The sequence below is a fragment of the Pseudarthrobacter sp. NBSH8 genome (assembly GCF_014217545.1).
Classification (GTDB): domain Bacteria; phylum Actinomycetota; class Actinomycetes; order Actinomycetales; family Micrococcaceae; genus Arthrobacter.
Map to the genome: position 1 here is coordinate 297,319 of NZ_CP043178.1, position 21,094 is coordinate 318,412.

Below are 21,094 nucleotides of genomic sequence, written 5' to 3' on the forward strand. Positions count from 1 at the left end.
GCTGTCCCTTACCGCTTCCACCGAATCGTCGCAGGCTACCGGACTTTGTGCGGCGGTAGTAGGGTCGAAGTGCATCCTCCAGGAAGCACCCACACCCCAGGAGTTCTGCCATGAAAAAGCTCATTAACGATCCCCGCTCCGTAGTTGACGAATCCGTGGAAGGATTCGGTCTGGCCCACGCGGGACTCGTCAACGTCATCGCCGATCCCAAGTACGTAACACGCAAAGACGCGCCAGTGACCGGAAAAGTCGGACTCGTTTCCGGCGGGGGAAGCGGCCACGAACCGCTCCACGCCGGTTTTGTCGGGCTGGGAATGCTCGACGCCGCGGTGCCGGGGGCGGTATTCACCTCACCGACGCCGGACCAGATCCTCCCCGCCACGCTCGCCGTTAACTCGGGCGCCGGCGTCGTCCATATCGTGAAAAACTACACCGGCGACGTCCTGAACTTCGAGACCGCAGCGGAACTGGCGCAGGCCGAAGGCGTGGACATCCGCACGGTCCTGGTGAACGATGACGTTGCGGTGGAGGACTCCCTTTATACCGCGGGCCGCCGCGGCGTGGGTGGCACCGTCCTGGTGGAGAAGATTGCCGGCGCCGCGGCTGAACGGGGCGACAACCTCGATGCCGTCGCCGCGATCGGCGACCGCGTCAACAGCAATGTCCGCACCATGGGGGTCGCCCTGTCCCCGTGCACCGTACCGCACGCGGGAACGCCCAGTTTCGACCTTGCGGAAGATGAAATCGAGATCGGCATCGGCATCCACGGCGAGCCCGGCCGGCACAAAATCCCCATGGAGAATGCCGACGGCATCACCGACCGCCTGCTGGACCCGGTCCTCACCGACCTGGGCATCACGGGCGGCGAGAAAGTGCTGCTGTTCGTCAACGGCATGGGCGGCACGCCCCTGAGCGAGCTGTACATCGTCTACCGCCGCGCTGCCCAGGTCATCGCAGAACGCGGAGCCGTCGTCGAACGCTCGCTGGTAGGGAACTACATCACCGCCCTCGAAATGCAGGGCTGCTCCATCTCCGTGCTACGGCTCGACGATGAACTGACGCAGCTGTGGGATGCCCCCGTGCACACTGCAGCCCTGCGCTGGGGCGTGTAACTGTGGTCCTGGACGTGAACTGGGCCGTCAGGTGGCTGACGCTGTGCGCCCAGGCCATGGCGGAAAACCGGGTGTGGCTCATCGAACTGGACCGTGCCATCGGGGACTCCGACCACGGCGAGAACATGGACCGCGGCTTCCAGGCCGTGCTGGACAAACTGGCCGAGGCGCGGCCGGAGACTCCCGGCGCGGCGCTGAAGCTGACAGCCATGACCCTGATGTCCAAGGTGGGCGGCGCCGCGGGACCCTTGTATGGAACCGCGTTCCTGCGCGCCTCCACCGCTCTGGGAGACGCGGCCGAGATTGATCCGGCGCGCCTTGCCGAAGCGCTCGGGGCTGCCCGCGACGGGATCGTGGCCCGGGGCAAGGCCGAGCCCGGCGACAAGACCATGGTGGACGCCTGGACCCCCGCAGTGGAGGCGGCACAGGCCGCTGCCAAGGACGGTGCCGGCACCGTCCTTGGCGTGCTGGTGGCTGCGGCCGAAGCGGCTGAAGCCGGCGCCGTGGCTACCGACCCGTTGGTGGCCCGCAAGGGCCGCGCCAGCTACCTGGGGGAGCGGAGCGCGGGCCACCGCGATCCGGGCGCCGCCTCAAGTGCGCTGATTCTCCGGGCAGCCGTCGGGGCCGCAGCGTGACAGTTCGTCTGGTGGTGGTGTCACATAGCGAAAAAATAGCCGACGGCGCCGTGGAACTTGCCGCACAGATGGCGCCCGACGTCGTCATCCTCGCCGCCGGGGGCACCGCAGACGGCAGGATCGGAACGAGCCTGGAAAAAGTCATGTCCGCCCTGGACCAGGCGGCCGGCGGCGATGGCGTGGTGGTCCTGACAGACCTGGGATCTGCCGTGATGACGGCGGAATCGGCCCTGGAATTCGTGGAGGAGCCGGCCGGTGTGCTTCTGGCGGACGCGCCCCTGGTGGAGGGCCTGGTTGCTGCGGCCGTGGCCGCACAGGGCGGTGCCGATGCGAAGGCAGTCAAACGTGCCGCCGAAGCGGTCTACGGACTGGGGCCGGACGTGTCGGCTGCTTCGCCTGTGCTGGCCGCCAGTACCGTGGCTGAAGGGTCCGTCACCGGTCCGGGGCCGGACTTCACCGGCGACTTCGAACTGGTGAACGAGGCCGGCATGCACGCCCGTCCGGCCGCCAAGATCGCAGGCGGCCTGGCGTCCCTCAACGCCGAAGTCACGGTCAACGGCGTGGATGGCGCGTCAATGACATCCCTGATGATCCTGGCGGCAGGCAAGGGATCCATGCTCCACATCGAGGCTTGGGGGCCCGACGCAGAGCGTGCCCTGAACTACGTTGGCGGCCTGGTGCAGGCCGGCTTCGGCGAGCCGTAGGCCTATTTGACCTGGTTGCGGCCCAGATTGAAGGAGCGCTTGTCCACGAGCAGGTACGTGCCGGCTCCCATCAGGAGGAAGCCGCCAACGCCGATCACGATGATCTGAGTGCTGACGCCGACAATAAGCAGCACCAGTCCGAACAGGCATGCGATGGCACCGAAGTACGTGCGGCGCCCAAACCTCGTGCCCACGGAGCCGGACGAGAGTTCCTCGGCGAGCCGCGGATCGTCTGCAGACAGGCCCAACTCCAGTTCCTCAAGCTGTTTCCGCTCCCTATCTGAAAGTGGCATCGTAACCCCTTCCCGGCGGCGGACCTGTTGTAAATCCAATGTTGCCGATGCTAGTAATACAGACCGTAGAAGTGTCCTGGGTGGAAGTCAAGGGAGGGGCTGGAGGGCCCTGGGTCGCCAAGAGTCACGCAGCCTGTCGCAGACCCTGGGCGTCGAGAATCACCGAAGCGGTGACGAACTTCCCGCACTGCTCGCCGTAGGGATAGGCGCCGCGGGGCCGGAAATTCAGGGTGTGCACCGGCTGGGCCGATCCGTCCGGAGCAGCCGCGGTGGCGGTCAGCGCCATCGGGGCCTCCGTGAGGGACTCCAGCATCAGCATCCCGATCATGGTCCCGTCCGGGGAAGCCGTGGCGGAGCAGGCCCCGTCCGGTGTGCAGCCCTGGTCAATCGAGGCAGTGCCGGGAACAAGCTCGACGGCGGCCTCTTTACAGACGCCGTCCTGGCAGGCCTTGAGGCGCAGGGATCCCACCTGCGGTACGTACTCCCGGGCCACGGTCACCGAGACCGCTGACGCCTGGGCAATCATCGGGCACGGCGTCGGGACGGGGTAGTAGTAGCAACCGGAGGTGAGAACCGCCGTCGTCATCAGTGCCAGAAGTACCCCGGGCTTGCCCATACTCCAGCGTAAATCCGGAGCCGGAAGCCGGCATTGCTACCAGGAAAGTGACGTAAACATTGTTATGGCTGTTGCTCCGAAGATCACCATAATGAGACCCGTCGCCATCCGGCCCTTGGCAACAACATAGACCGGCAGCGTGGATTCGGCGGGGCCGGCCGGGTTGTAGACCACCGGGATGTGGGTGCCGATGATCGCCTGGTCCTGGCTGTAGATATCGGACCGCCCCAGCCAGCGCTTGCCGCCTGCATCCGCGAATTCATACGACGGCGCAAACCGGTTCCGGCCGTTGCCCGCGGGTCCGTCCGTGCCGTGCAGGTTGCCAGTGACGGTGGCCGCAGTCTCCTGCCACCCCGCCATGGAGCGTTTCCGGCGGAAGGACGCGGCCAGGGACAGTCCCATCAGGATCAGGCCTGCGGCAAGGAAAAGCCCGGGCAGCGCGATGAACAGCAGTTTCAGGGAGTCCACGGTTCAGCCCAGCGGGAAGTTGCCGGCGACCCAGAACAGCAGCAGGGCGAAGAATGCGAAGACCGGCATCAGGCACCCGAGCACCATTTTGGATTCGGACGCCACCTGGAACGACTGGTTGGGATTCGCCGGGTTGTAGGCCACGGCCAGGGGTGATCCCGGTGCCTGCTGGTTGGCGTACGAAACCTCGGATTCGCCCGCATACAGGGTCCCGTTGGGGTCCGCGAACTGGTAGGTGGGGTAGAAGCGCCGGCTCCGCGTTGAGCCGCCGCCGCCATGTGTCCAGCCCGCCACGTTCCCGGTGACGGTCGCCTGCACCTTTGGCCAGCCGGCGATCAGTTTTTCCTGCCGCTTGGCTTTCCGCAGTGAGCGGATCAGCGCAAAAATGACACCCGCAACAAACAGCGCCCAGATGACATACAACACGATTCTCATGAACTTCCCCCGGTTCGAGTCACCAGAAAGTATGCCATCCGGGGGCGGGCCACCCTAAAGACGCTCAGGCAGGCAGCCGGTAACCGCCCTGGTGCAGCTCGGCCAGGCCGTCGCCGAGGAGGCCGGCAATGGCACGTTCGAGTTGTTCCGGCGCGGAGTTCAGGCGGTGCAGTGCGGACAAGGGCACGCCGATTCCGGTCGCCGCGAAGCCCAGGTCAGCAGGCTCCCGCTGGAACATTTCCGCCGGCACCGGGGCGTCCGCAAGCCGAAGCACAGCCATCACGGCTCCCCGGACCTGCCGGTCAGTGCCGTGCCACGCCTGTCCTTTGGGAACGTACGACGGCGGCGGCTCGCCGGCTGCCAGCCACGCACAGGAGTCCCGCACCGGGCAGTCCGCGCACTTGGGCGCACGCGCCGTGCAGACCAGCGCCCCCAGTTCCATCACCGCAGCGTTCCAGCGCACGGAGGTCCCGACGTCGTCCGGCAGCAGTTCCGCCGCGAGCCGCATCTCCGCGGCGTTCAGCGACGGTGAGGGGAGCGCGACGCCGGAAACCAGACGCGCGTGCACCCGCCGGATGTTGGTGTCCACCACAGTCTCCCGGTGTCCGAAGGCAAAAGCGGCAACCGCCGCGGCCGTGTAGCTGCCCACGCCGGGCAGGGCCAGCAGCTCCGTGTAGTCGCCGGGGACCTTGCCGCCGTGGTCGCGGACGAGGGCGGCGGCGGCCGCGTGCAGGCGGAGTGCCCTGCGGGGATAGCCGAGCCTTCCCCAGGAGCGGACGGCTTCCCCTGCAGGCTCGCCGGCGAGCCCGGCGGGGGTGGGCCAGCGCTCAAGCCATTCCCGCCAGACGGGCAAAACGCGCACCACAGGGGTCTGCTGGAGCATGATCTCGCTGACCAGGACTCCCCACGGTGAGCAACGGGTTTCGCGCCACGGCAGGTCCCTCGCCGTCTCCGCGAACCAGCCGGTGATCCGGCGGTGCAGCGCGGCGAGCTGGTCGGGGCGGAGTCCACCCGGGCCGGACGAGCCGTCCACGGGCATGGCTGGGGAAAGGGTCATGGCGTCGATCCCAACACTGTAGTGGATTCCCGGGAGCCCGCGCGAAGATTCCCGCGGACAAACTGTGACCTTAGCGTTGACCGGGGGACCGGCGTGGTGGACGGCAGAATCCGGCGGGTTCTCTAGCCTAGAAGGATGGGCAGGCAAGGCAATTCATCACCGCGCAAGACGGCATCCGCATCCGGTTCCCGGGGCGGTTCCGGCGCTACCCGGCAGCCGAGCGCAGCCGTCTATCGCCGCCGTCGGCTTTTTGTGGGAACAGCCCTGCTGATGGCGGTGGCGCTCACCTTCGGTGGCTTTGCGGTGGCCGGTGCTCTCAGCGGCACCGAGCAGGCATCCTCCACGGGCGGCGCCACCGAATCTGCCCCCGCCCCGGGCCCATCGCCGTCGGAAACTGCGGGCACGGAACCCACTGCCACGCCCACGCCGTCCTGCAGCCAAAACCTGGTGACGGTGTCCGCTTCGACGGACAAAGCCGCCTACGGCCCCGATGAGAACCCGCTGCTCACCCTTAAGGTGACCAACGGCGGAACCGTGCCGTGCGAGGTGAACATCGGAACGTCCCAGATGGAGTTCCTGGTGACCAGCGGTGCGGACAGGATCTTCTCGTCCAAGGACTGCCAGGCCAAAAGCGAAGACCTGGTGAAGACGATTGCCCCGGGCGCCAGCGAAACGGCGAACTTCCCGTGGGCCCGTAACCGCACGCTGGAGGGCTGCAGCCCCATCGAAGCCAAGCCAGGAGCGGGCGGGTCGTACTACATTTTCACGGCCAAGCTCGGCTCGAGGGCCAGCCCCAAGGCCGTGTTCCAGCTCAGCTGATCCTTCTCCCTTGGGCCCACGCCGGCAGGGTTCCCTGGCCGAGCTTGCGAGGCGAGGGCGCCGGTGGGTGGGCCCACGCCGGCAGGGTTCCCTGGCCGAGCTTGCGAGGCGAGGGCGCCGGTGGGGACTAGAGGAAGCGGTCCAGCAGGCTGGCTTCGGCCATCCGGCTGAGGCCTTCGCGGACGGTGCGGGCGCGCTGGTCGCCGATGCCGTCAACGGTCATGAGATCGTCAATGGTGGCCGCCATCAGGAACTGCAGGCCGCCGAAGTGGTCCACCAAGCGGTCGGCAACAGCCTTGGGGACTGCCTTGAGCCCGGACAGTAACCGGTAACCGCGCGGCTGCACCACGGCGTCGAGGTTGGCCTCGCCGCCGGCAAAACCGACGATCCCGGAGATCTTGCCCAGATCGATCAGCTCTGTGGGGCCGAGGTTCACCAGCGCAGTGACGGCCCGTTCGATGTCCTCGGCGGACGCGTCCGGCCCGGCGTAGTCGCGGATGATGACATCGCTGCCCGGGCCGCGGCCCACCGTGAGTTCATCGAGCTGGAGGGACAGCAGCCGGCCGTCCTCGCCAAGTTCCAGGACATACTGCGATATTTCCTCGGAGATCCGGCGGACCATTTCCTGGCGCTGCAGGGTAACTGCGACGTCGCGGACGGTCACCATGGCCTCGATCTCCAGCGCGGACAGGGAACTGGTCACCTGGTCCAGCCGCGAACGGTACCGTTCCAGCGTGGCGAGGGCCTGGTTGGCGCGGGCCAGGACCTTCTCGGATCCCTCCAGCACGTGCCGGAGCCCGTTCACGTACAGCGCGATGATCTGCATGGACTGGCTGACTGAAATCACGGGAACGCCGGTCTGGATGGCCACGCGCTCCGCCGTGCGGTGGCGGGTACCGGATTCCTGCGTTTCGATGCTTGAGTCCGGGACCAGCTGGACCGCGGCCCGGAGAATGTTGCCGGCGTCCTTGTCGCAGATGATGGCGCCGTCCATCTTGGCCAGTTCACGGAGCCGTGTGGGGGAGAAATCGATGCCGATGTCGAACCCGCCGGAGCAGATGGAATCGATGGTCCGGTCCGAGCCCAGCACGATCAGCGCACCGGTCCGCCCCCGGAGGATGCGTTCCAGGCCATCGCGCAACGGCGTGCCTGGAGCCACTCTGCCCAGAGTCGCCTTGAGCGATTCTTCGGGGCTCCGAGCCATAGGTGTTCCCTTCAAAGGTGCAGGCTGCCGCCCGCAGGTACGCCGGTTTTACGCTCCGCCGGCAAGATCAAAAGTACTCAGTTTCCCGCAAGCTCAATGATAGAGGTAAGAAGCGGCAACAACCGCACGGACAAGCCCCAAAGTGCCTCGTTAGGGGGTGCCGTAAAGTGCCTCGGGAGCGCGTGCGACGGCGGCCCTCCGGGAGGCCTTTCGCCCACCGTCCAGGTGGCAGGCGGCTGACCCAGAGCGGCGGCTTCCCGCGCTGCGATAAACTTGGAACTTGGCTGTCACAGAGCCATGCTTCCCCCCTTGAGGCCTGCCGAGCGCCTTGGGGTTACCCCACCGCAGCGAAAGTAGCACCGTGTCCCAAGATGTCCTTAGCCCCGCCCGGGTCAACGAGATTCACAAACAGGCGGCCCGGCGTCGGACGTTTGCTGTTATCTCGCACCCTGACGCTGGCAAGTCCACGCTCACCGAGGCTCTGGCACTGCACGCGAAGGTGATCGGCACGGCCGGCGCCTCCAGCGGCAAGGCCAACCGCAAGGAAACGGTTTCGGACTGGATGCAGATGGAGAAGGACCGCGGCATCTCCATCAGCTCCGCCGCCCTCCAGTTCTCCTACCGGGACACCGTCATCAACCTGCTTGACACCCCCGGCCACGCGGACTTCTCCGAGGATACCTACCGCGTCCTGGCCGCCGTCGACTGCGCAGTGATGCTCGTGGACGCCGCCAAGGGCCTCGAAACGCAGACCATGAAGCTGTTTGAAGTCTGTAAGGCGCGAAACCTGCCCATCATCACCGTGATCAACAAGTGGGACCGGCCGGGCCTGGACGCACTGGCGCTGATGGACGAGCTCACCGAGCGCACCGGCCTCCAGCCCATGCCGCTGACCTGGGCCGTGGGAATCTCCGGTGACTTCCGCGGCGTCTGGGACCTCCGCCAGGACCGCTTCGCCCGCTTCCAGCGCAACAATTCCGGCGCCAACATCGCCCTGACCGAGTACTTCACGCCCGAAGAGGCAGCGGAGACGCAGGGCAGCAACTGGACCGACGCCGTGGACGAGGCCGGCCTGGTCATCGAGTCCAACCTCGAATTCGACGTCGAAGCCTTCCATGCGGGCACCGCCACCCCCATCCTTTTCAGCTCCGCCGCCCTGAACTTCGGCGTGAAGGAACTGCTGGACGCCCTGGTGGACTTCGCGCCGCACGCCGCCCCCCGGCCCGACGTCGAGGGCAGCCCGCGCCCGGTCGAATCGTCCTTCTCCGGCTTTGTCTTCAAGGTCCAGGCCGGCATGAACAGGGCCCACCGCGACCATGTGGCCTTCATCCGCGTCTGTTCCGGAGTTTTTGAACGCGGCATGGTGGTCACCCAGACCCGCACCGGAAAGTCATTCGCCACCAAGTACGCCCAGCAGGTCTTCGGCCGCGAACGCGAGGTCATCGACGAGGCCTACCCCGGCGACGTCGTGGGACTGGTCAACGCCTCCACATTGCGCGTGGGCGACAGCCTGTTCCTCGAAGACGCGGTGGAGTACCCGGCCATCCCGCTGTTCGCCCCGGAACACTTCCAGGTGGCCCGGTCCAAGGACCCCAGCAAGTTCAAGAAGTTCCGCCGCGGCATCGAGCAGCTCGAGCACGAGGGCGTCATCCAGGTGCTTCGCTCCGACGTCCGCGGCGACCAGGCGCCGGTGCTTGCCGCCGTCGGCCCCATGCAGTTCGAAGTGGTGGAGGACCGCATGGCGCATGACTTCAGCGCGCCGATGCGGCTGGAACGCCTGCCGTACTCCATCGCCAGGATTTCGACGGCGGAGGCCATGCCCACGCTGGCCAACGTGCCCGGTGCCGAGGTGCTGTTGCGGTCCGACGGCGAATACCTTGCCTTGTTCAACGACGTCTGGGCCCTGCGCCGGATCGAGAAGAACCACCCCGATCTGACCCTCGTGCCCATCGGCACCCACAACCCCGCAAAGTAGCGTTCAATGTCTGCAGACCAACCCCGCGCGCTGATCACCGGCGTCGGCACCATCAACCCGCTCGGATCCACTATGGCCGAAACCTGGACCGGCCTGCTGGCGGGGCAGTCCGGCATCGCCGCGCTGGATCAGGAGTGGGCGGAGCAGCTGCCCGTGCGCATGGCCGGACAGGTCACCGCGGACCTTTCGGAGCACCTCACAACGCGCGAGCTGAAGAGGATGGACCGGTGCGGGCAACTGGCGCTGGTGGCTGCCCGGGAAGCCTGGCAGCAGGCAGGGGCGCCCGACGTCGACCCCGAACGGTTCGCCGTGGTGATCGGCTCCGCCTATGGCGGCCTCGGCTCCACCCTCGAACAGGACCGTGCGCTCGCCAGCGGCGGCCCGCGCCGGGTCTCGCCGCACACCCTCACCCGGCTGATGGTCAACGGCCCCGCGGCCTGGGTCTCCATTGACCTCGGCGCCCGCGGCGGAGCCCGGACCCCGGTCAGCGCGTGCGCGTCCGGCGCGGAAGCAATTGTCCAGGGCGCCGAAATGATCCGCTCCGGAGCGGCCGACGTCGTGATTGCCGGCGGCGTGGACGCATCCGTCAACGACCTGGTGATCACCGGGTTCTCCCAGATCCGGGCACTCTCCACGCGCAACAGCGAACCCCAGCTAGCCTCGCGCCCGTTCGACGGCGGCCGCGACGGCTTTGTCCTCGCAGAAGGCGCCGGCATTGTGGTGCTTGAGAGTGAGGCCCACGCCCGGGCGCGCGGCGCCGTTGTCCTCGGCGCAGTGGCCGGCGGGGCGGTAACCTCGGACGCCAACGACATCGTGGCCGCGGACCCCGCCATGCAGCGAAGGGTCATGCAGAAGGCCCTGGCCTCGGCCGGAATGCAGGCTTCGGAAATCGGCTTCGTTCACGCCCACGCCACCTCCACCCCGGTAGGGGACCGGCTCGAGGCACAGGCCATCAACGCCATTTTCGGTGCAGACGTGCCCGTGACTTCCACCAAGGGCCACACCGGCCACCTGCTGGGCGGCGCCGGTGCGCTCGCCGCGGTTGTGGTGGTCCAGGCCCTGCAGACCGGACAGCTGCCCGGAACGGCGAACGTCGAGGCGCTGGACCCCGAAGTGGACCTCAACGTCGTGACGGACATGGTCCATACGCTGGTGCCGGGCTCCGCCCCTGCCGGCCTGGTGAACGCTTTTGGCTTCGGCGGACACAGCGTTGCCCTGGTGATCACGGCCAGCTAGCAGCAAGGTCCCAGGGGAAGCGACGCCTGGGCAGCTAGCAGGCAGGCAGGATGAACGTGGCCGTGGTGCCCTCGTCCGGGGCGCTGGTGAGGCTCAGGGAACCGCCGTGCCCTTCGATGATGGCTCTGCTGACCGGCAGGCCCAGTCCCGCTCCTGGGATGGCTGTCGCGCGTGACCGCGCCGAGCGGAAGAACTTTTTGAATGCCTGCTCCTGGTCTTCCGCGCTCATGCCGACGCCCGGGTCCGTGATGGAACAGACAAGGTCCGTTCCGGTCCTGTGAGCGTTGACGGTGATTCGGCCGCCGCCAGGGGAGTATTTGATCGCATTCGAAAGCAGGTTGCCCACTACCTGGCGCATCCGGGCGGGGTCCATGTGGGTTGCCAATGGCTGCTCGGCCTCAAGCACCAGCTCCAGACCCCGGTCGGCCGCCTGGGGGAACGTGGAATCCACCACGTCCGCGAGGAGGCGGGCGAGGTCCGCCTCCTGCAGCGACAAGTCCACCTGTTCCGAGGCCACGGCAATCAGGTCGTTCACGAGCCCCAGGAGGTGGGTGGCATTGCGGTGCATCACGCGTAGTTCGGTCTCGATCGCCTCGTGGCCGGGCTCGTCCAAGACAAGTTCCAGGTAGCCGAGGATGGACGTCAGCGGGGTGCGAAGTTCGTGGGAAACGGTGCCGACGAAGTTATCCTTGGCGGCCAATGCAGTGATCAGCGCGGTCACATCCACGAACGTTATGACACCGCCGCTGCGCACGCCGTCCCGGGAGCGGATGACATGCGCGCCCACGGAGTACGCACGTTGTTCCTGTCCCTCGCCTGTCCACAGTAGTTCGTCCGTAAATACGTCGCCGCGTGTCACACGGGCGACGGGCAGCATGCGGGGCGGCACCGGAGTAGCGCGATCGCTCTGCAGCACACACGTCCCGGTGTCCCCATCAGCCAGTCCTGCAAGTCTGGGATCCGCGCGTATGGCCCGGTTAGTCAGTACGTTGTTCCCCTCAGGGTCGACTACCCAGACGCCCACTCCCACCGCGCCGAGAACGGCGTCCAGGAGCCGCTGGCGGTCCAAGCTTTCGGCCAGTGTTTCCGCCAGGGCCTGATCTTTCTTCAGCAAGGCTTTGCGCTGCCGGTGGAGTATCCCGGACACGATATGGGCGGAGACGGCAATGGCGGACAGCACCAGGGGAAGGAAAATGGTCCGGATCATCGATCCCCGGGTCGGTTCGGAGCCGAAGACCGCGGCCGGGATGACGGTGCTGAGGACTGTCACCAAAATGGCCAGGACCACCCTGGCGCGCTGGCGACCCGAAGACAGCCAGATCACCGGAAAAACAAGCATCAGGCTCAGTATGTTGAAGTCGGGGCCGCCTGCTTGACGCGTGAAGCCTATGGTGAAGCAATCAAGAACCGGAATGGCGATAAACGCACCGGCGGGCAGCCTTTCCCACGGGATGGCCACGCAGGCGGCGAAGATGGCCGAATGCGCCAGTAACGCAAGCCTGAAGCGTTCGTCCGCCAGGGTGGCGGGACTGAATATTCCGGCGGCCACGACGACGAGCGCCACCGTGACGGTGAGCGGAAGTTGGCTCATCACCACAAGGCCCCGGGCCCCAAGGCCCCCGAAGAACGCGTCCATTCTCCCGGCGAAAAAACTGTACTCCGCCGACTCGTCGCGGAAGAATCCGCCTGCTTGTAATTGATTAGTCACTCCGGCCCCCCCAGGCGCATCAATAACATCCTCCAGCCTGCTGAAGGTCGTTCCGCCAGCCTAGCGCTTGGCTCCCGCAGGAGCGCAGTACTACGTCAGCGGATTACCCGATCAGCAGGCTCAACGCCTCCGTCAGATGTTCCACCTCGCGCACGGAGAAGCCCGCCGGGACAGGGCCGGGCCCGTTGTGGCTGGCCGGGACCACGGCGTGGGTGAAGCCCAGCCGGTGTGCTTCCTGGATGCGCTGGTTGATGCCGGGCACGGGCCGGACCTCGCCCGCCAGGCCCACCTCGCCGAACGCGATCAGCCTGACGGGCAGGGGTTTGCGCGCCTTCGCGGACGCGACCGCCAAGGCAACGGCGAGGTCAGTGGCCGGTTCGCTGAGCTTCACGCCACCCACCGTGGCCACGTAGGAATCGTCCTTGTGCAGCAGGCAGCCGGCACGCTGCTGCAGCACCGCCAGGAGCATGGACACCCGTGAACTGTCCAGGCCGCTGGTGGCCCGGCGCGGCTGAGAGTTGGCGCTCTCGGCAAGCAGCGACTGCACCTCGGCCAGCAAAGGCCGCCGCCCTTCCATGGTCACGGTGATGCAGGTGCCGGAGACAGGTTCCTTGGTGCGGCTGACGAACAGCCCGCTGGGGTCCGTGAGCCCTTCGATGCCGTTCTCATTCAGGTCAAAACAGCCCACATCGTCCGTGGGCCCGTACCGGTTCTTCACCGCGCGCAGCATCCGGAGCCGGGAATGCCGCTCGCCTTCGAACTGGCACACCACGTCCACCAGGTGTTCGAGCAGCCGCGGCCCCGCGATGGACCCGTCCTTCGTCACGTGCCCCACCAGCAACGTGGTCATGTTCCGCCGCTTCGCAGCCGCGATGAGGGACGCCGCCACCTCACGCACCTGCGAGACACCGCCGGCGCTGCCGTCCACGTCAGCGCTGCTGAGCGTCTGGACCGAGTCCACAATCAGCAGCCTCGGCTCGATTTTCTCCACCTGCCCCAGGGCCTGCCCCAGGTCAGTTTCGGCGGACAGGTACAGGGAGTCCGCGACGGCGTCGATCCGTTCGGCGCGCAGCTTCACCTGCGCGGCGGATTCCTCGCCCGTGACATACAGGACATCCTGGGCGGTGCGGGCGAACTTGGCCGCGACGTCCAGCAGGAGGGTGGACTTGCCCACGCCGGGTTCCCCGGCAAGTAGGATGACCGCACCCGGGACCAAGCCACCGCCCAGTACGCGGTCCAGCTCGTCCACGCCGGTAGGCAGGAAAGCCGCCGTGGTGGCATCCACCTCGGCAATCCGGCGGGCCGGCTCCAGAACTGTTGTTGCCGCCGTCGTACGCGCTACAGCGGCACCGGTCTCCTCAACCGTCCCCCACGCCTGGCACTCGCCGCAGCGTCCCACCCACTTGACCGTGGTCCAGCCGCATTCGGCGCACTTATAAGCCGGCGCTTTGGACGCCCGGGAAGTCTTTGTTGCCATGGGTTCCACCCTACTGGCGGGCACCGACAATCCTCCCCACCTGCCCCCTAACCTCGCAAGCTCGGCCAGGGAACCCTGCAGGCGTGGGCCCAGCCCGTCGGCCCGCTACAAGCCTGGCAGCACGTCCCTCGCCTCGATCGGATCCATGCCCGTGGCCTCCAGGAGGTCCACCATCAGCGGCCGGAACAGCATCACCACAGTCTCACCCTCGAGCCGCTGGACTTCCAGCAGCCTCGGGTGCAGCCGCAGCGCAACCTCGCTGAAGTCCTGCCGGGCGGTCCGCAGATGGGCGCGCCGCGCGCCGTCGTGCGTCTCGGCAAGGCCCAGCGAGAGTTCATCAATCGCAGCCGCCGTATCCTCCAGCACCTCTGCAATGTTCTCGGTTGCCTCATCGGACAGTGCGGCATGGTTGATGGCGCTGGTCAGCCGCCGTGCGAAGACGCGGCTGTTCCTGAGCGCAAGGTCGATGGAGTCCAGTGACTGCTTGAGCCGGTCCAACTCGTCGCGGTGCCGGCGGTGGGCCGGCGCGAGCGTGGCCACCTCGCCGGAAGCGCGGAGGGAGTGGCGCATCGCGTCCACCAGCGGCTGGCAGTTCCGGCCGCGGATCAGCGCGTGCCACGCCTGGGTGGAGTCGCTGTTGCTCAGTGCGGAGGCGCATTCCCGCAGTACCTCGGCCAGTTCGTGGAGCAGCTTCCGTACATCCTTGCGGGGCTCCCGGCGCGGATCCTTCGGAATCAGGATGGTCACCAGGAGCGCAAACACCCCGCCAACAATGGCGTCAATGCTGCGGGTGAACGGCCCGCCGTCCGGCGCCGGCAGCAGTACCACCAGCAAGGATTGCAGCCCCAGTTGCGTGGTGAAGATGTTGCCGCTGTCCAGGAAGCGGGCCAGCAGGATGGAGAACAGAAGGACGACGGCGGCCTGCCAGATGCCGCTGCCCAGCCAGTGCAGCAGCAGATCACCCACCGCGATCCCGATGGTGCAACCGAGGCCCACCTCCATCACCCGGCGCAGCCGCGGGTCACGCGAGAAGCCCAGTGCGATCAGTGACGATGTGGCCGCGAAGAGGGGGCCGGAGTGCCCCAGGACGTATTCGGCGAAGGCGTACGCCCCCACCGCGCAGGCGGTCATCTGGACGGCGGGGACCAGCGAGTTCCGGCTCCGGACCAGGCCGGTGCGGATGCGGCCGCGCAGGAATCGCCTGCTTGCTGAGAGTCCTGCTGCTGCGGCCATGCCCACCAGTCTATTTGCCGCCCGGGCACCTAAGGCCGAAAGTGTGGCACGCGCAATGGTGGCCCCGCAGTTGTAAGCCAATATGCCGCCGTCGTTAATCTTCTGTTCACCTGTGGCCGCCCATCGCTTAACCTGCGGCACATAACTTCATAGAAGGTACAAAACATACGCATCGCGCTGCAGGGCGTCTCCGGCCCTGCCCGCAACTGAATAACCCTGGAAGGGGTACATCTAGTGAAGGCACTCCGTTTCGGCCGCCACGCGGCTATTGCTGTAATCGCTGCCGGCGCACTCGCGCTCACCGCCTGCGGTTCAGACAACGCCACGGGCAACACGCCTGCGGGCAAGCAGACTGCTGCCGGCACCACGGTCACCGGCACGCTGACCGGCATTGGAGCATCCTCCACCGGTGCAGCCATGGACGCCTGGAAGGCTGGCTTCGCCGCTGCCAACTCAGGCGCCACCGTACAGTACTCCCCGGACGGTTCCGGCGCAGGCCGCAAGGCGATTATCGACGGTTCGGCGCAGTTCGCCGGCTCAGACGCGTACCTCAAGGATGAAGAGCTGGCCAGCTCCATGGCCAAGTGCGGCCCCGAAGGCGCCATCAACATCCCGGTCTACATCTCCCCGATCGCTGTGGCATTCAACCTCCCCGGCATTACCGAGCTGAAGCTTGACGCCGCCACCGTAGCCAGGATCTTCCGCGGCGAGGTTGCCAACTGGAACGATCCCGCGATCGCTGCCCTGAACGCCGGCGTCACCCTGCCGGACCTGAAGGTCACCCCGGTTAACCGCTCTGACGATTCCGGTACCACCACCAACTTCACCGAGTACCTCGCCGCGGCTGCTGCCGAGGTTTGGACCGACAAGGCTTCCGGCGTGTGGCCCGCAACCCTGCAGGGCGAGAACGCCAAGGGAACCTCCGGTGTTGTCAAGACTGTCACCGACACCCCGGGCGCCGTGACATATGCGGATGACTCCGCCGTGGGCGGCAAGCTGGGCACCGCCTCCATCAAGGTGGGCGAGGAGTTCGTCAAGATCTCCGCCGATGCCGCTGCCAAGGCTGTCGAAGCCGGCAAGCCTGTCGAGGGCCGTTCCGCCACGGACGTCGCCATCAAGCTGGACCGCAAGACCACTGCCAAGGGCGCCTACCCGATCGTCCTGGTTTCCTACCACGTTGTCTGCACCACCTACGACAAGCAGGAAACCGTTGACCTCGTCAAGGCCTTCGAAAGCTACGTAGTTTCCGACGCCGGCCAGAAGGCAGCTGCTGACTCCGCGAAGTCCGCGCCGCTCTCCTCGGCCCTCGCCGAGAAAGCCGTCAAGGCCATCGAATCCATCAAGGTCAAGTCCTAGTACCTGTCCCTGAACCACGTTCCCCGCCACGCCGAAAGGCGGGGCGGGGAACTTGGCTTTGTACGCTCGATTTAGGCACCACCAACAACCGAAGGGTCTGGAATGACCGCCACCCCCCTGAGCAGTTCCCAGGGCGCAGGCCGCGCCGGGGATAAGATCTTTTCCGGCGCCGCCCTGGCCGCCGGGTGCCTCATCCTCGCCGTCCTGTTCGGCGTGGCATTGTTCCTTGTTGTCCAGGCCATTCCGGCGCTCACTGCCCCGGCAGCCGAAATCCAGGGCGGCGAAGGCTTCTTCGCCTACATCTGGCCGATCGTTATTGGCACCCTCATTGCCGCCGTCATCGCCCTGGTGATCGCAACACCCGTCGCCATCGGCGTTGCCCTGTTTATCTCGCACTTCGCCCCGCGCGGACTCGCCTCCGGCCTCGGCTACGTCGTGGACCTCCTGGCCGCCATCCCGTCAGTGGTTTACGGCGCCTGGGGCGCGGCATTCCTCGCCAAGGAAATATCCCCGGCCTACAACTGGCTGGCCGGGAACATGGGCTGGCTGCCCATCTTCCAGGGCCCCGCCTCTGCCACTGGCAAAACCATCCTGACCGCGGGCATTGTGCTCTCGGTGATGGTCCTGCCGATCATCACGTCCCTGAGCCGTGAAATCTTCCTGCAGACCCCCAAGCTGCATGAGGAAGCCGCCCTGGCCCTCGGCGCGACGCGCTGGGAAATGATCAAAATGTCGGTCCTGCCGTTCGCCCGTCCGGGCATCATCAGCGCCGTGATGCTGGGCCTGGGCCGCGCATTGGGCGAGACCATGGCGGTTGCCCTGGTCCTCTCCTCCGGTGCCCTGACCGCCAGCCTGATCACGTCCGGCAACCAGACCATCGCCGCGGAGATCGCCCTGAACTTCCCCGAAGCCAGCGGCCTCAAGGTCAGCACGCTGATCGCCGCCGGCCTGGTCCTGTTTGTGATCACCCTGGGAGTCAACATGATCGCCCGCTGGATCATCACCCGGCACAAAGAATTCTCGGGAGCAAACTAAATGTCCTCCACTCTCACTCCCGTGCGCAGCAAGCGTTCAGCCCTGACCAAGGGCCAGTTGCCTCCTTTTGCGCCGTACGTTGTCCTGGCGCTCGCGCTCATCGTGGGTGCCGCGATCCTGGCCCTGATCGGTTTTAATGCGTTCGGCTGGGGCATTGTCTCGGCCATCCTCTTCACCGCCGGCCTGGTGGGCTGGAGCGCTGTTGTGGAGGGCTCCCGTAAAGCCAAGGACAAGCTGGCGACTTGCCTCGTGGTGGGTTCATTCCTGGTCGCGCTCCTCCCGCTGATCTCCGTAATCTGGACGGTTCTGGTCAACGGTGTTCCCGGCCTGATCGCCCCGGGTTTCCTCACCAACTCCATGAACGGCGTCACCGGCGCCTACGACAATAAGGCTGTCGAAGAGGGCGCCCCCGTGATCGGCGGCATCTACCACGCACTGGTGGGTACGGTGCAGATGACGCTGGTCGCCACCGTCATCTCTGTGCCCGTCGGCCTGCTGACCGCCATCTACCTGGTGGAGTACGGCAACGACGGCCGGCTGGCCCGCGCCATCACGTTCTTTGTGGACGTTATGACCGGCATCCCGTCCATCGTGGCCGGCCTTTTTGCCGCAGCGTTCTTCTTCGCCGTGGTTGGGCCCGGCACCAAAACCGGTGCCGTCGCCGCCGTCGCGCTTTCCGTCCTGATGATCCCCGTGGTGGTGCGTTCCAGCGAGGAAATGCTGAAGATCGTCCCCAACGAACTGCGCGAAGCAGCCTACGCGCTGGGCGTGCGCAAGTGGCGCACCATCATCAAGGTGGTTATTCCGACGGCGATCTCCGGCATCGCGTCCGGCGTCACCTTGGCGATCGCCCGCGTTATCGGCGAGACCGCGCCCATCCTGGTCACCGCCGGGTTTGCCACCAGCATCAACAACAACGTGTTCGGCGGCTGGATGGCCTCCCTGCCGACGTTCATCTACACCCAGATCCTGAACCCCACGTCGCCGGCAAACCCGGACCCGTCTTCGCAGCGGGCCTGGGGGGCCGCCCTGGTGCTGATCATCCTGGTGATGGTCCTGAACCTGGGCGCCCGGCTGATCGCCAGGATCTTCGCACCCAAGACCGGCCGCTGAAAAATATTCAGCTTGGGATTCCGGTCCTCGCGGCCAAATCATAGACTTCAATCCGTACCCCAGCAAGTGAAGGAACATCATGTCTAAGCGCATCGACGTCAAAGACCTGAACGTGTACTACGGCGATTTCCTGGCCGTGGAGGACGTCAGCATCAACATCGAAGCCAAGTCCGTGACGGCTTTCATCGGCCCCTCAGGCTGTGGCAAGTCCACGTTCCTTCGCACCCTGAACCGAATGCACGAAGTGCTGCCGGGCGCCCGCGTCGAAGGCGAAGTCCTTATGGACGGGGACAACCTCTACGGACCCGGGGTGGACCCGGTGACGGTGCGTTCGCAGATCGGCATGGTTTTCCAGCGGCCCAACCCGTTCCCCACCATGTCCATCCGGGACAACGTGCTGGCCGGCGTGAAGCTGAACAACAAGAAGATATCCAAGGGCGAGGCCGACATCCTTGTGGAGAGGTCCCTCCAGGGTGCCAACCTCTGGAACGAGGTTAAGGACCGCCTGGAAAAGCCCGGATCCGGCCTGTCAGGTGGCCAGCAGCAGCGTCTGTGCATCGCCCGTGCCATCGCCGTGGAACCGCAGGTGATCCTCATGGACGAGCCGTGCTCGGCCCTGGACCCGATCTCCACGATGGCCATCGAGGACCTCATCAACGATCTCAAGGATCAGTACACCGTGGTGATCGTGACCCACAACATGCAGCAGGCCGCGCGCGTTTCGGAAAAGACGGCGTTCTTCAACATTGCCGGAACCGGCAAGCCGGGCAAGCTGATCGAATACGGGAACACCCAGAACATCTTCAGCAACCCCAGTATGAAGGCCACCGAGGACTACGTCTCCGGCCGCTTCGGCTGAGCCCCACCGCCGCCAAATGCGGCGTCTAAGGCCTGCCCTCAGGCAGCCAATGGTGACAACGCCAGGGCCAGCACGAACGCCCCTGCCGCGGTTGCCGCGGGGGTAAGGACCCAGAGCGCCAGGATCTGCATGACCAGCTTCCGGTTAGTGACTGAGAAGTGCTGGTTTTCGCCGGCCCCCAACACGGAAGCCGTCACGGTGTGGGTGGTCGAGAGGGGCCATTGAAGCGCGATCGCGCCGACAAACAGCATGGCGGCGCTGAAGGTCTGGGCCACGGAGCCCCGTAGCGGGTCCACCCTGGTGATCTTGTAGCCGATGGTGTAAGAGATCCGCCAGCCGCCAAAAAGTGTTCCGGCAGTGATCATCACGGCGGAAACCAGCGCCGCCCACAGGGGGATACTCTCGCCGTCGGAATAGCCCGCCGCGAGCAGGGCAAGCAGCAGTACGGCACCCACCCGCTGGCCGTCCTGCAGGCCGTGGCCGAACGCTACGGCACCGGCCGCGATGGCCTGGCTGCGGCGGAAGCGCTCGTTGATGACGTTCGGCTGGGCATACCGCGCGGCCCAGGTGACGGGGAAAACCAGCAGATATGCACCAACGTAAGCGACGGCGGGCGAGAGCATCAGGGGCAGGAGAACCTGGAACAGCAGGGACTGGTCAACGCCGCCTACTCCCACCCCGCCCACGGCCAGGCTGGCGAGTCCGGCCCCGGCCAGGCCGCCCACCAGTGCGTGCGTGGAGGACGCGGGGATGCCGCGCCACCACATGAGCAGTCCCCAGGCGCAGGCGCTGGCCAAGGCTGCCACCAGGATGCTGAGGCCGCTTTGTCCATCCGGCAGGTGAATCCAGGTGTGGCTTATGACAACCACTGCGGTGGCGCTGATCAGGGCGCCCACAAAGTTGAAAAAGGCGGCCAGCAGCACGGCCACGCTGGGCGTCAGCGCCCTGGTGCGGACAGCCAACGCCACGGACGTTGAGACGTCCCTGAAGCCGTTGAGGAAGGCAAACGTTGCGGTCAACAGCACCACAACGCCGAAAATCACTGCTGTCACGTCAGGATTCCTTGACGATGATGCTGCCTACCTGGGTAGCGATGCGGCGCATGTCCTTAGTGACTTCGACCAGCTGGTTGGCGACGTCGCGGTTACGGGAATACTGCGCCCACTTCATGTCCCGGATCATGTCAGCTACCCAGATCCGGTGGGTCCGTTCGGCGCGTTTAGCCAGCCTGAGAATCTCAATCCAGTAATCCTCGAGGTCGTCGAGGTTGTTGAGCTGGCGCATGGCGTCCACGGTGAGCTCGGCTTGCCGGCTGATGATCTCGAGCTGGTCTGCGGCGCGCCGGGGCAGGCGGTCAAGCTGATACAGGGACACAAGCTCCGCAGCGCCGTCCAGTTTTTCGAGGGCCTCGTTCAGGTATCGGGACAGAGCGTACATGTCTTCGCGGGGGAGCGGGTTCACAAAGCTCGTGCGCATGTGGGTGAGCAGGGCGAAATGCAGTTCGGCGGACTTGGCTTCGTGGTCGTGCATGTCGTCCACGAGCTTGGCGTGCTCAGTGGCGGGTACGCCCAGGATCTCTGCCATGGTGGCGCTGGCATGCACAATTTGCTGGGCCATCTGGGACAGCAAGGTCAGCCCTGCGGGCTCCTGGGGAAAAAGGCGCAGCTTCACGTTGGGATACCGGTCTCCGGGGATGTGCAGGGTTGGTGGGCCGCCCGCTTGTGACTTGACGCAGGCCAGCAACTGTGTTGATTCTAGC

21 protein-coding genes are annotated in these 21,094 nt (G+C 66.2%); 10 read left to right on the forward strand and 11 right to left on the reverse strand.

Features of this window, described 5'->3' with window-relative positions:
* Positions 1–110 precede the first annotated feature (110 nt).
* Genes dhaK through dhaM form a run of 3 tightly spaced genes read left to right on the forward strand, consistent with a single transcriptional unit; the run spans position 111 to position 2,451 of the window.
* A complete protein-coding gene (dhaK, locus tag FYJ92_RS01335; RefSeq protein ID WP_185262272.1) occupies positions 111–1,112 on the forward strand; it encodes a dihydroxyacetone kinase subunit DhaK in 1,002 nt (333 codons plus the stop codon).
* 2 nt (positions 1,113–1,114) lie between these two features.
* On the forward strand, positions 1,115–1,747 hold the full coding sequence (gene dhaL, locus FYJ92_RS01340; RefSeq protein ID WP_185262273.1) for a dihydroxyacetone kinase subunit DhaL: 633 nt from the start codon (positions 1,115–1,117) through the stop codon (positions 1,745–1,747).
* A complete protein-coding gene (dhaM, locus tag FYJ92_RS01345; protein WP_185262274.1) occupies positions 1,744–2,451 on the forward strand; it encodes a dihydroxyacetone kinase phosphoryl donor subunit DhaM in 708 nt (235 codons plus the stop codon). Before dhaL ends, dhaM begins: the two co-directional genes overlap by 4 nt.
* A 2-nt stretch (positions 2,452–2,453) precedes the next feature.
* On the opposite strand, the gene FYJ92_RS01350 is transcribed toward dhaM, so the two are convergent.
* The 5 genes from FYJ92_RS01350 to FYJ92_RS01370 all read right to left on the reverse strand — a co-directional run bounded on the left by FYJ92_RS01350 (position 2,454) and on the right by FYJ92_RS01370 (position 5,302).
* A complete protein-coding gene (locus tag FYJ92_RS01350) occupies positions 2,454–2,744 on the reverse strand; it encodes a DUF3040 domain-containing protein (protein ID WP_185262275.1) in 291 nt (96 codons plus the stop codon).
* Positions 2,745–2,868: 124 nt separating this feature from the next.
* Positions 2,869–3,360, reverse strand: coding sequence for a hypothetical protein (locus tag FYJ92_RS01355; RefSeq protein WP_185262276.1), 492 nt, complete (start codon positions 3,358–3,360; stop codon positions 2,869–2,871).
* 36 nt (positions 3,361–3,396) lie between these two features.
* Entirely contained in the window at positions 3,397–3,828 is a 432-nt protein-coding gene (locus tag FYJ92_RS01360) for a DUF3592 domain-containing protein (RefSeq protein WP_185262277.1), read from the reverse strand.
* Between the two features lie 3 nt (positions 3,829–3,831).
* The gene (locus tag FYJ92_RS01365) at positions 3,832–4,263 is read right to left on the reverse strand and encodes a DUF3592 domain-containing protein (RefSeq protein ID WP_185262278.1); all 432 of its coding nucleotides are present in this window, start codon (positions 4,261–4,263) and stop codon (positions 3,832–3,834) included.
* 64 nt (positions 4,264–4,327) lie between these two features.
* Positions 4,328–5,302, reverse strand: a complete 975-nt coding sequence (locus FYJ92_RS01370; protein ID WP_219729703.1) for an A/G-specific adenine glycosylase — start codon at positions 5,300–5,302, stop codon at positions 4,328–4,330.
* Between the two features lie 153 nt (positions 5,303–5,455).
* Between FYJ92_RS01370 and FYJ92_RS01375 the strand changes: the two genes are divergently transcribed.
* Positions 5,456–6,139, forward strand: coding sequence for a hypothetical protein (locus FYJ92_RS01375; RefSeq protein WP_185262280.1), 684 nt, complete (start codon positions 5,456–5,458; stop codon positions 6,137–6,139).
* A gap of 127 nt (positions 6,140–6,266) precedes the next feature.
* Here FYJ92_RS01375 and disA read toward each other — a convergent pair whose 3' ends face one another.
* Positions 6,267–7,343, reverse strand: a complete 1,077-nt coding sequence (disA, locus tag FYJ92_RS01380; protein WP_185262281.1) for a DNA integrity scanning diadenylate cyclase DisA — start codon at positions 7,341–7,343, stop codon at positions 6,267–6,269.
* Positions 7,344–7,704: 361 nt separating this feature from the next.
* On the opposite strand from disA, the gene FYJ92_RS01385 reads away from it, so the two are divergent.
* Both FYJ92_RS01385 and FYJ92_RS01390 read left to right on the forward strand, forming a co-directional pair.
* The gene (locus FYJ92_RS01385) at positions 7,705–9,318 is read left to right on the forward strand and encodes a peptide chain release factor 3 (protein WP_185262282.1); all 1,614 of its coding nucleotides are present in this window, start codon (positions 7,705–7,707) and stop codon (positions 9,316–9,318) included.
* 6 nt (positions 9,319–9,324) lie between these two features.
* A complete protein-coding gene (locus FYJ92_RS01390) occupies positions 9,325–10,554 on the forward strand; it encodes a beta-ketoacyl synthase (RefSeq protein ID WP_185262283.1) in 1,230 nt (409 codons plus the stop codon).
* A 34-nt stretch (positions 10,555–10,588) separates the two neighbouring features.
* On the opposite strand, the gene FYJ92_RS01395 is transcribed toward FYJ92_RS01390, so the two are convergent.
* From FYJ92_RS01395 to FYJ92_RS01405, 3 genes are all read right to left on the reverse strand, one after another.
* On the reverse strand, positions 10,589–12,262 hold the full coding sequence (locus FYJ92_RS01395) for a cell wall metabolism sensor histidine kinase WalK (RefSeq protein WP_255482244.1): 1,674 nt from the start codon (positions 12,260–12,262) through the stop codon (positions 10,589–10,591).
* Between the two features lie 103 nt (positions 12,263–12,365).
* Entirely contained in the window at positions 12,366–13,739 is a 1,374-nt protein-coding gene (gene radA, locus FYJ92_RS01400) for a DNA repair protein RadA (RefSeq protein ID WP_185262284.1), read from the reverse strand.
* A 105-nt stretch (positions 13,740–13,844) separates the two neighbouring features.
* Positions 13,845–14,972, reverse strand: a complete 1,128-nt coding sequence (locus FYJ92_RS01405) for an aromatic acid exporter family protein (protein ID WP_185262285.1) — start codon at positions 14,970–14,972, stop codon at positions 13,845–13,847.
* A 234-nt stretch (positions 14,973–15,206) separates the two neighbouring features.
* On the opposite strand from FYJ92_RS01405, the gene pstS reads away from it, so the two are divergent.
* The 4 genes from pstS to pstB all read left to right on the forward strand — a co-directional run bounded on the left by pstS (position 15,207) and on the right by pstB (position 19,335).
* Positions 15,207–16,328, forward strand: a complete 1,122-nt coding sequence (gene pstS, locus FYJ92_RS01410; protein ID WP_185262286.1) for a phosphate ABC transporter substrate-binding protein PstS — start codon at positions 15,207–15,209, stop codon at positions 16,326–16,328.
* Between the two features lie 102 nt (positions 16,329–16,430).
* Positions 16,431–17,363 (forward strand): phosphate ABC transporter permease subunit PstC, encoded by a 933-nt coding sequence (gene pstC, locus FYJ92_RS01415; protein WP_185262287.1) that lies wholly within the window; start codon positions 16,431–16,433, stop codon positions 17,361–17,363.
* Positions 17,364–18,476, forward strand: coding sequence for a phosphate ABC transporter permease PstA (gene pstA / locus FYJ92_RS01420; RefSeq protein ID WP_185262288.1), 1,113 nt, complete (start codon positions 17,364–17,366; stop codon positions 18,474–18,476). It begins immediately after the preceding gene.
* Between the two features lie 79 nt (positions 18,477–18,555).
* Entirely contained in the window at positions 18,556–19,335 is a 780-nt protein-coding gene (pstB, locus tag FYJ92_RS01425; RefSeq protein WP_185262289.1) for a phosphate ABC transporter ATP-binding protein PstB, read from the forward strand.
* Between the two features lie 38 nt (positions 19,336–19,373).
* Here the strand turns inward: pstB and FYJ92_RS01430 are convergent, their stop codons facing one another.
* Both FYJ92_RS01430 and FYJ92_RS01435 read right to left on the reverse strand, forming a co-directional pair.
* The gene (locus tag FYJ92_RS01430; RefSeq protein WP_185262290.1) at positions 19,374–20,387 is read right to left on the reverse strand and encodes an inorganic phosphate transporter; all 1,014 of its coding nucleotides are present in this window, start codon (positions 20,385–20,387) and stop codon (positions 19,374–19,376) included.
* A gap of 1 nt (position 20,388) precedes the next feature.
* Entirely contained in the window at positions 20,389–21,006 is a 618-nt protein-coding gene (locus tag FYJ92_RS01435) for a DUF47 domain-containing protein (protein ID WP_185262291.1), read from the reverse strand.
* Between the last annotated feature and the right edge of the window lie 88 nt (positions 21,007–21,094).

Excerpts from the sequence above, each read along its gene's own strand:
- FYJ92_RS01375 (WP_185262280.1), top strand. The coding sequence starts at position 5,456 with ATGGGCAGGCAAGGCAATTCATCACCGCGCAAGACGGCATCCGCATCC.
- FYJ92_RS01350 (WP_185262275.1), bottom strand. The coding sequence starts at position 2,744 with ATGCCACTTTCAGATAGGGAGCGGAAACAGCTTGAGGAACTGGAGTTG.
- pstB (WP_185262289.1), top strand. The coding sequence starts at position 18,556 with ATGTCTAAGCGCATCGACGTCAAAGACCTGAACGTGTACTACGGCGAT.
- dhaK (WP_185262272.1), top strand. The coding sequence starts at position 111 with ATGAAAAAGCTCATTAACGATCCCCGCTCCGTAGTTGACGAATCCGTG.
- FYJ92_RS01370 (WP_219729703.1), bottom strand. The coding sequence starts at position 5,302 with ATGCCCGTGGACGGCTCGTCCGGCCCGGGTGGACTCCGCCCCGACCAG.
- FYJ92_RS01390 (WP_185262283.1), top strand. The coding sequence starts at position 9,325 with ATGTCTGCAGACCAACCCCGCGCGCTGATCACCGGCGTCGGCACCATC.
- pstA (WP_185262288.1), top strand. The coding sequence starts at position 17,364 with ATGTCCTCCACTCTCACTCCCGTGCGCAGCAAGCGTTCAGCCCTGACC.
- FYJ92_RS01365 (WP_185262278.1), bottom strand. The coding sequence starts at position 4,263 with ATGAGAATCGTGTTGTATGTCATCTGGGCGCTGTTTGTTGCGGGTGTC.
- FYJ92_RS01405 (WP_185262285.1), bottom strand. The coding sequence starts at position 14,972 with ATGGCCGCAGCAGCAGGACTCTCAGCAAGCAGGCGATTCCTGCGCGGC.
- pstC (WP_185262287.1), top strand. The coding sequence starts at position 16,431 with ATGACCGCCACCCCCCTGAGCAGTTCCCAGGGCGCAGGCCGCGCCGGG.
- FYJ92_RS01355 (WP_185262276.1), bottom strand. The coding sequence starts at position 3,360 with ATGGGCAAGCCCGGGGTACTTCTGGCACTGATGACGACGGCGGTTCTC.
- disA (WP_185262281.1), bottom strand. The coding sequence starts at position 7,343 with ATGGCTCGGAGCCCCGAAGAATCGCTCAAGGCGACTCTGGGCAGAGTG.
- radA (WP_185262284.1), bottom strand. The coding sequence starts at position 13,739 with ATGGCAACAAAGACTTCCCGGGCGTCCAAAGCGCCGGCTTATAAGTGC.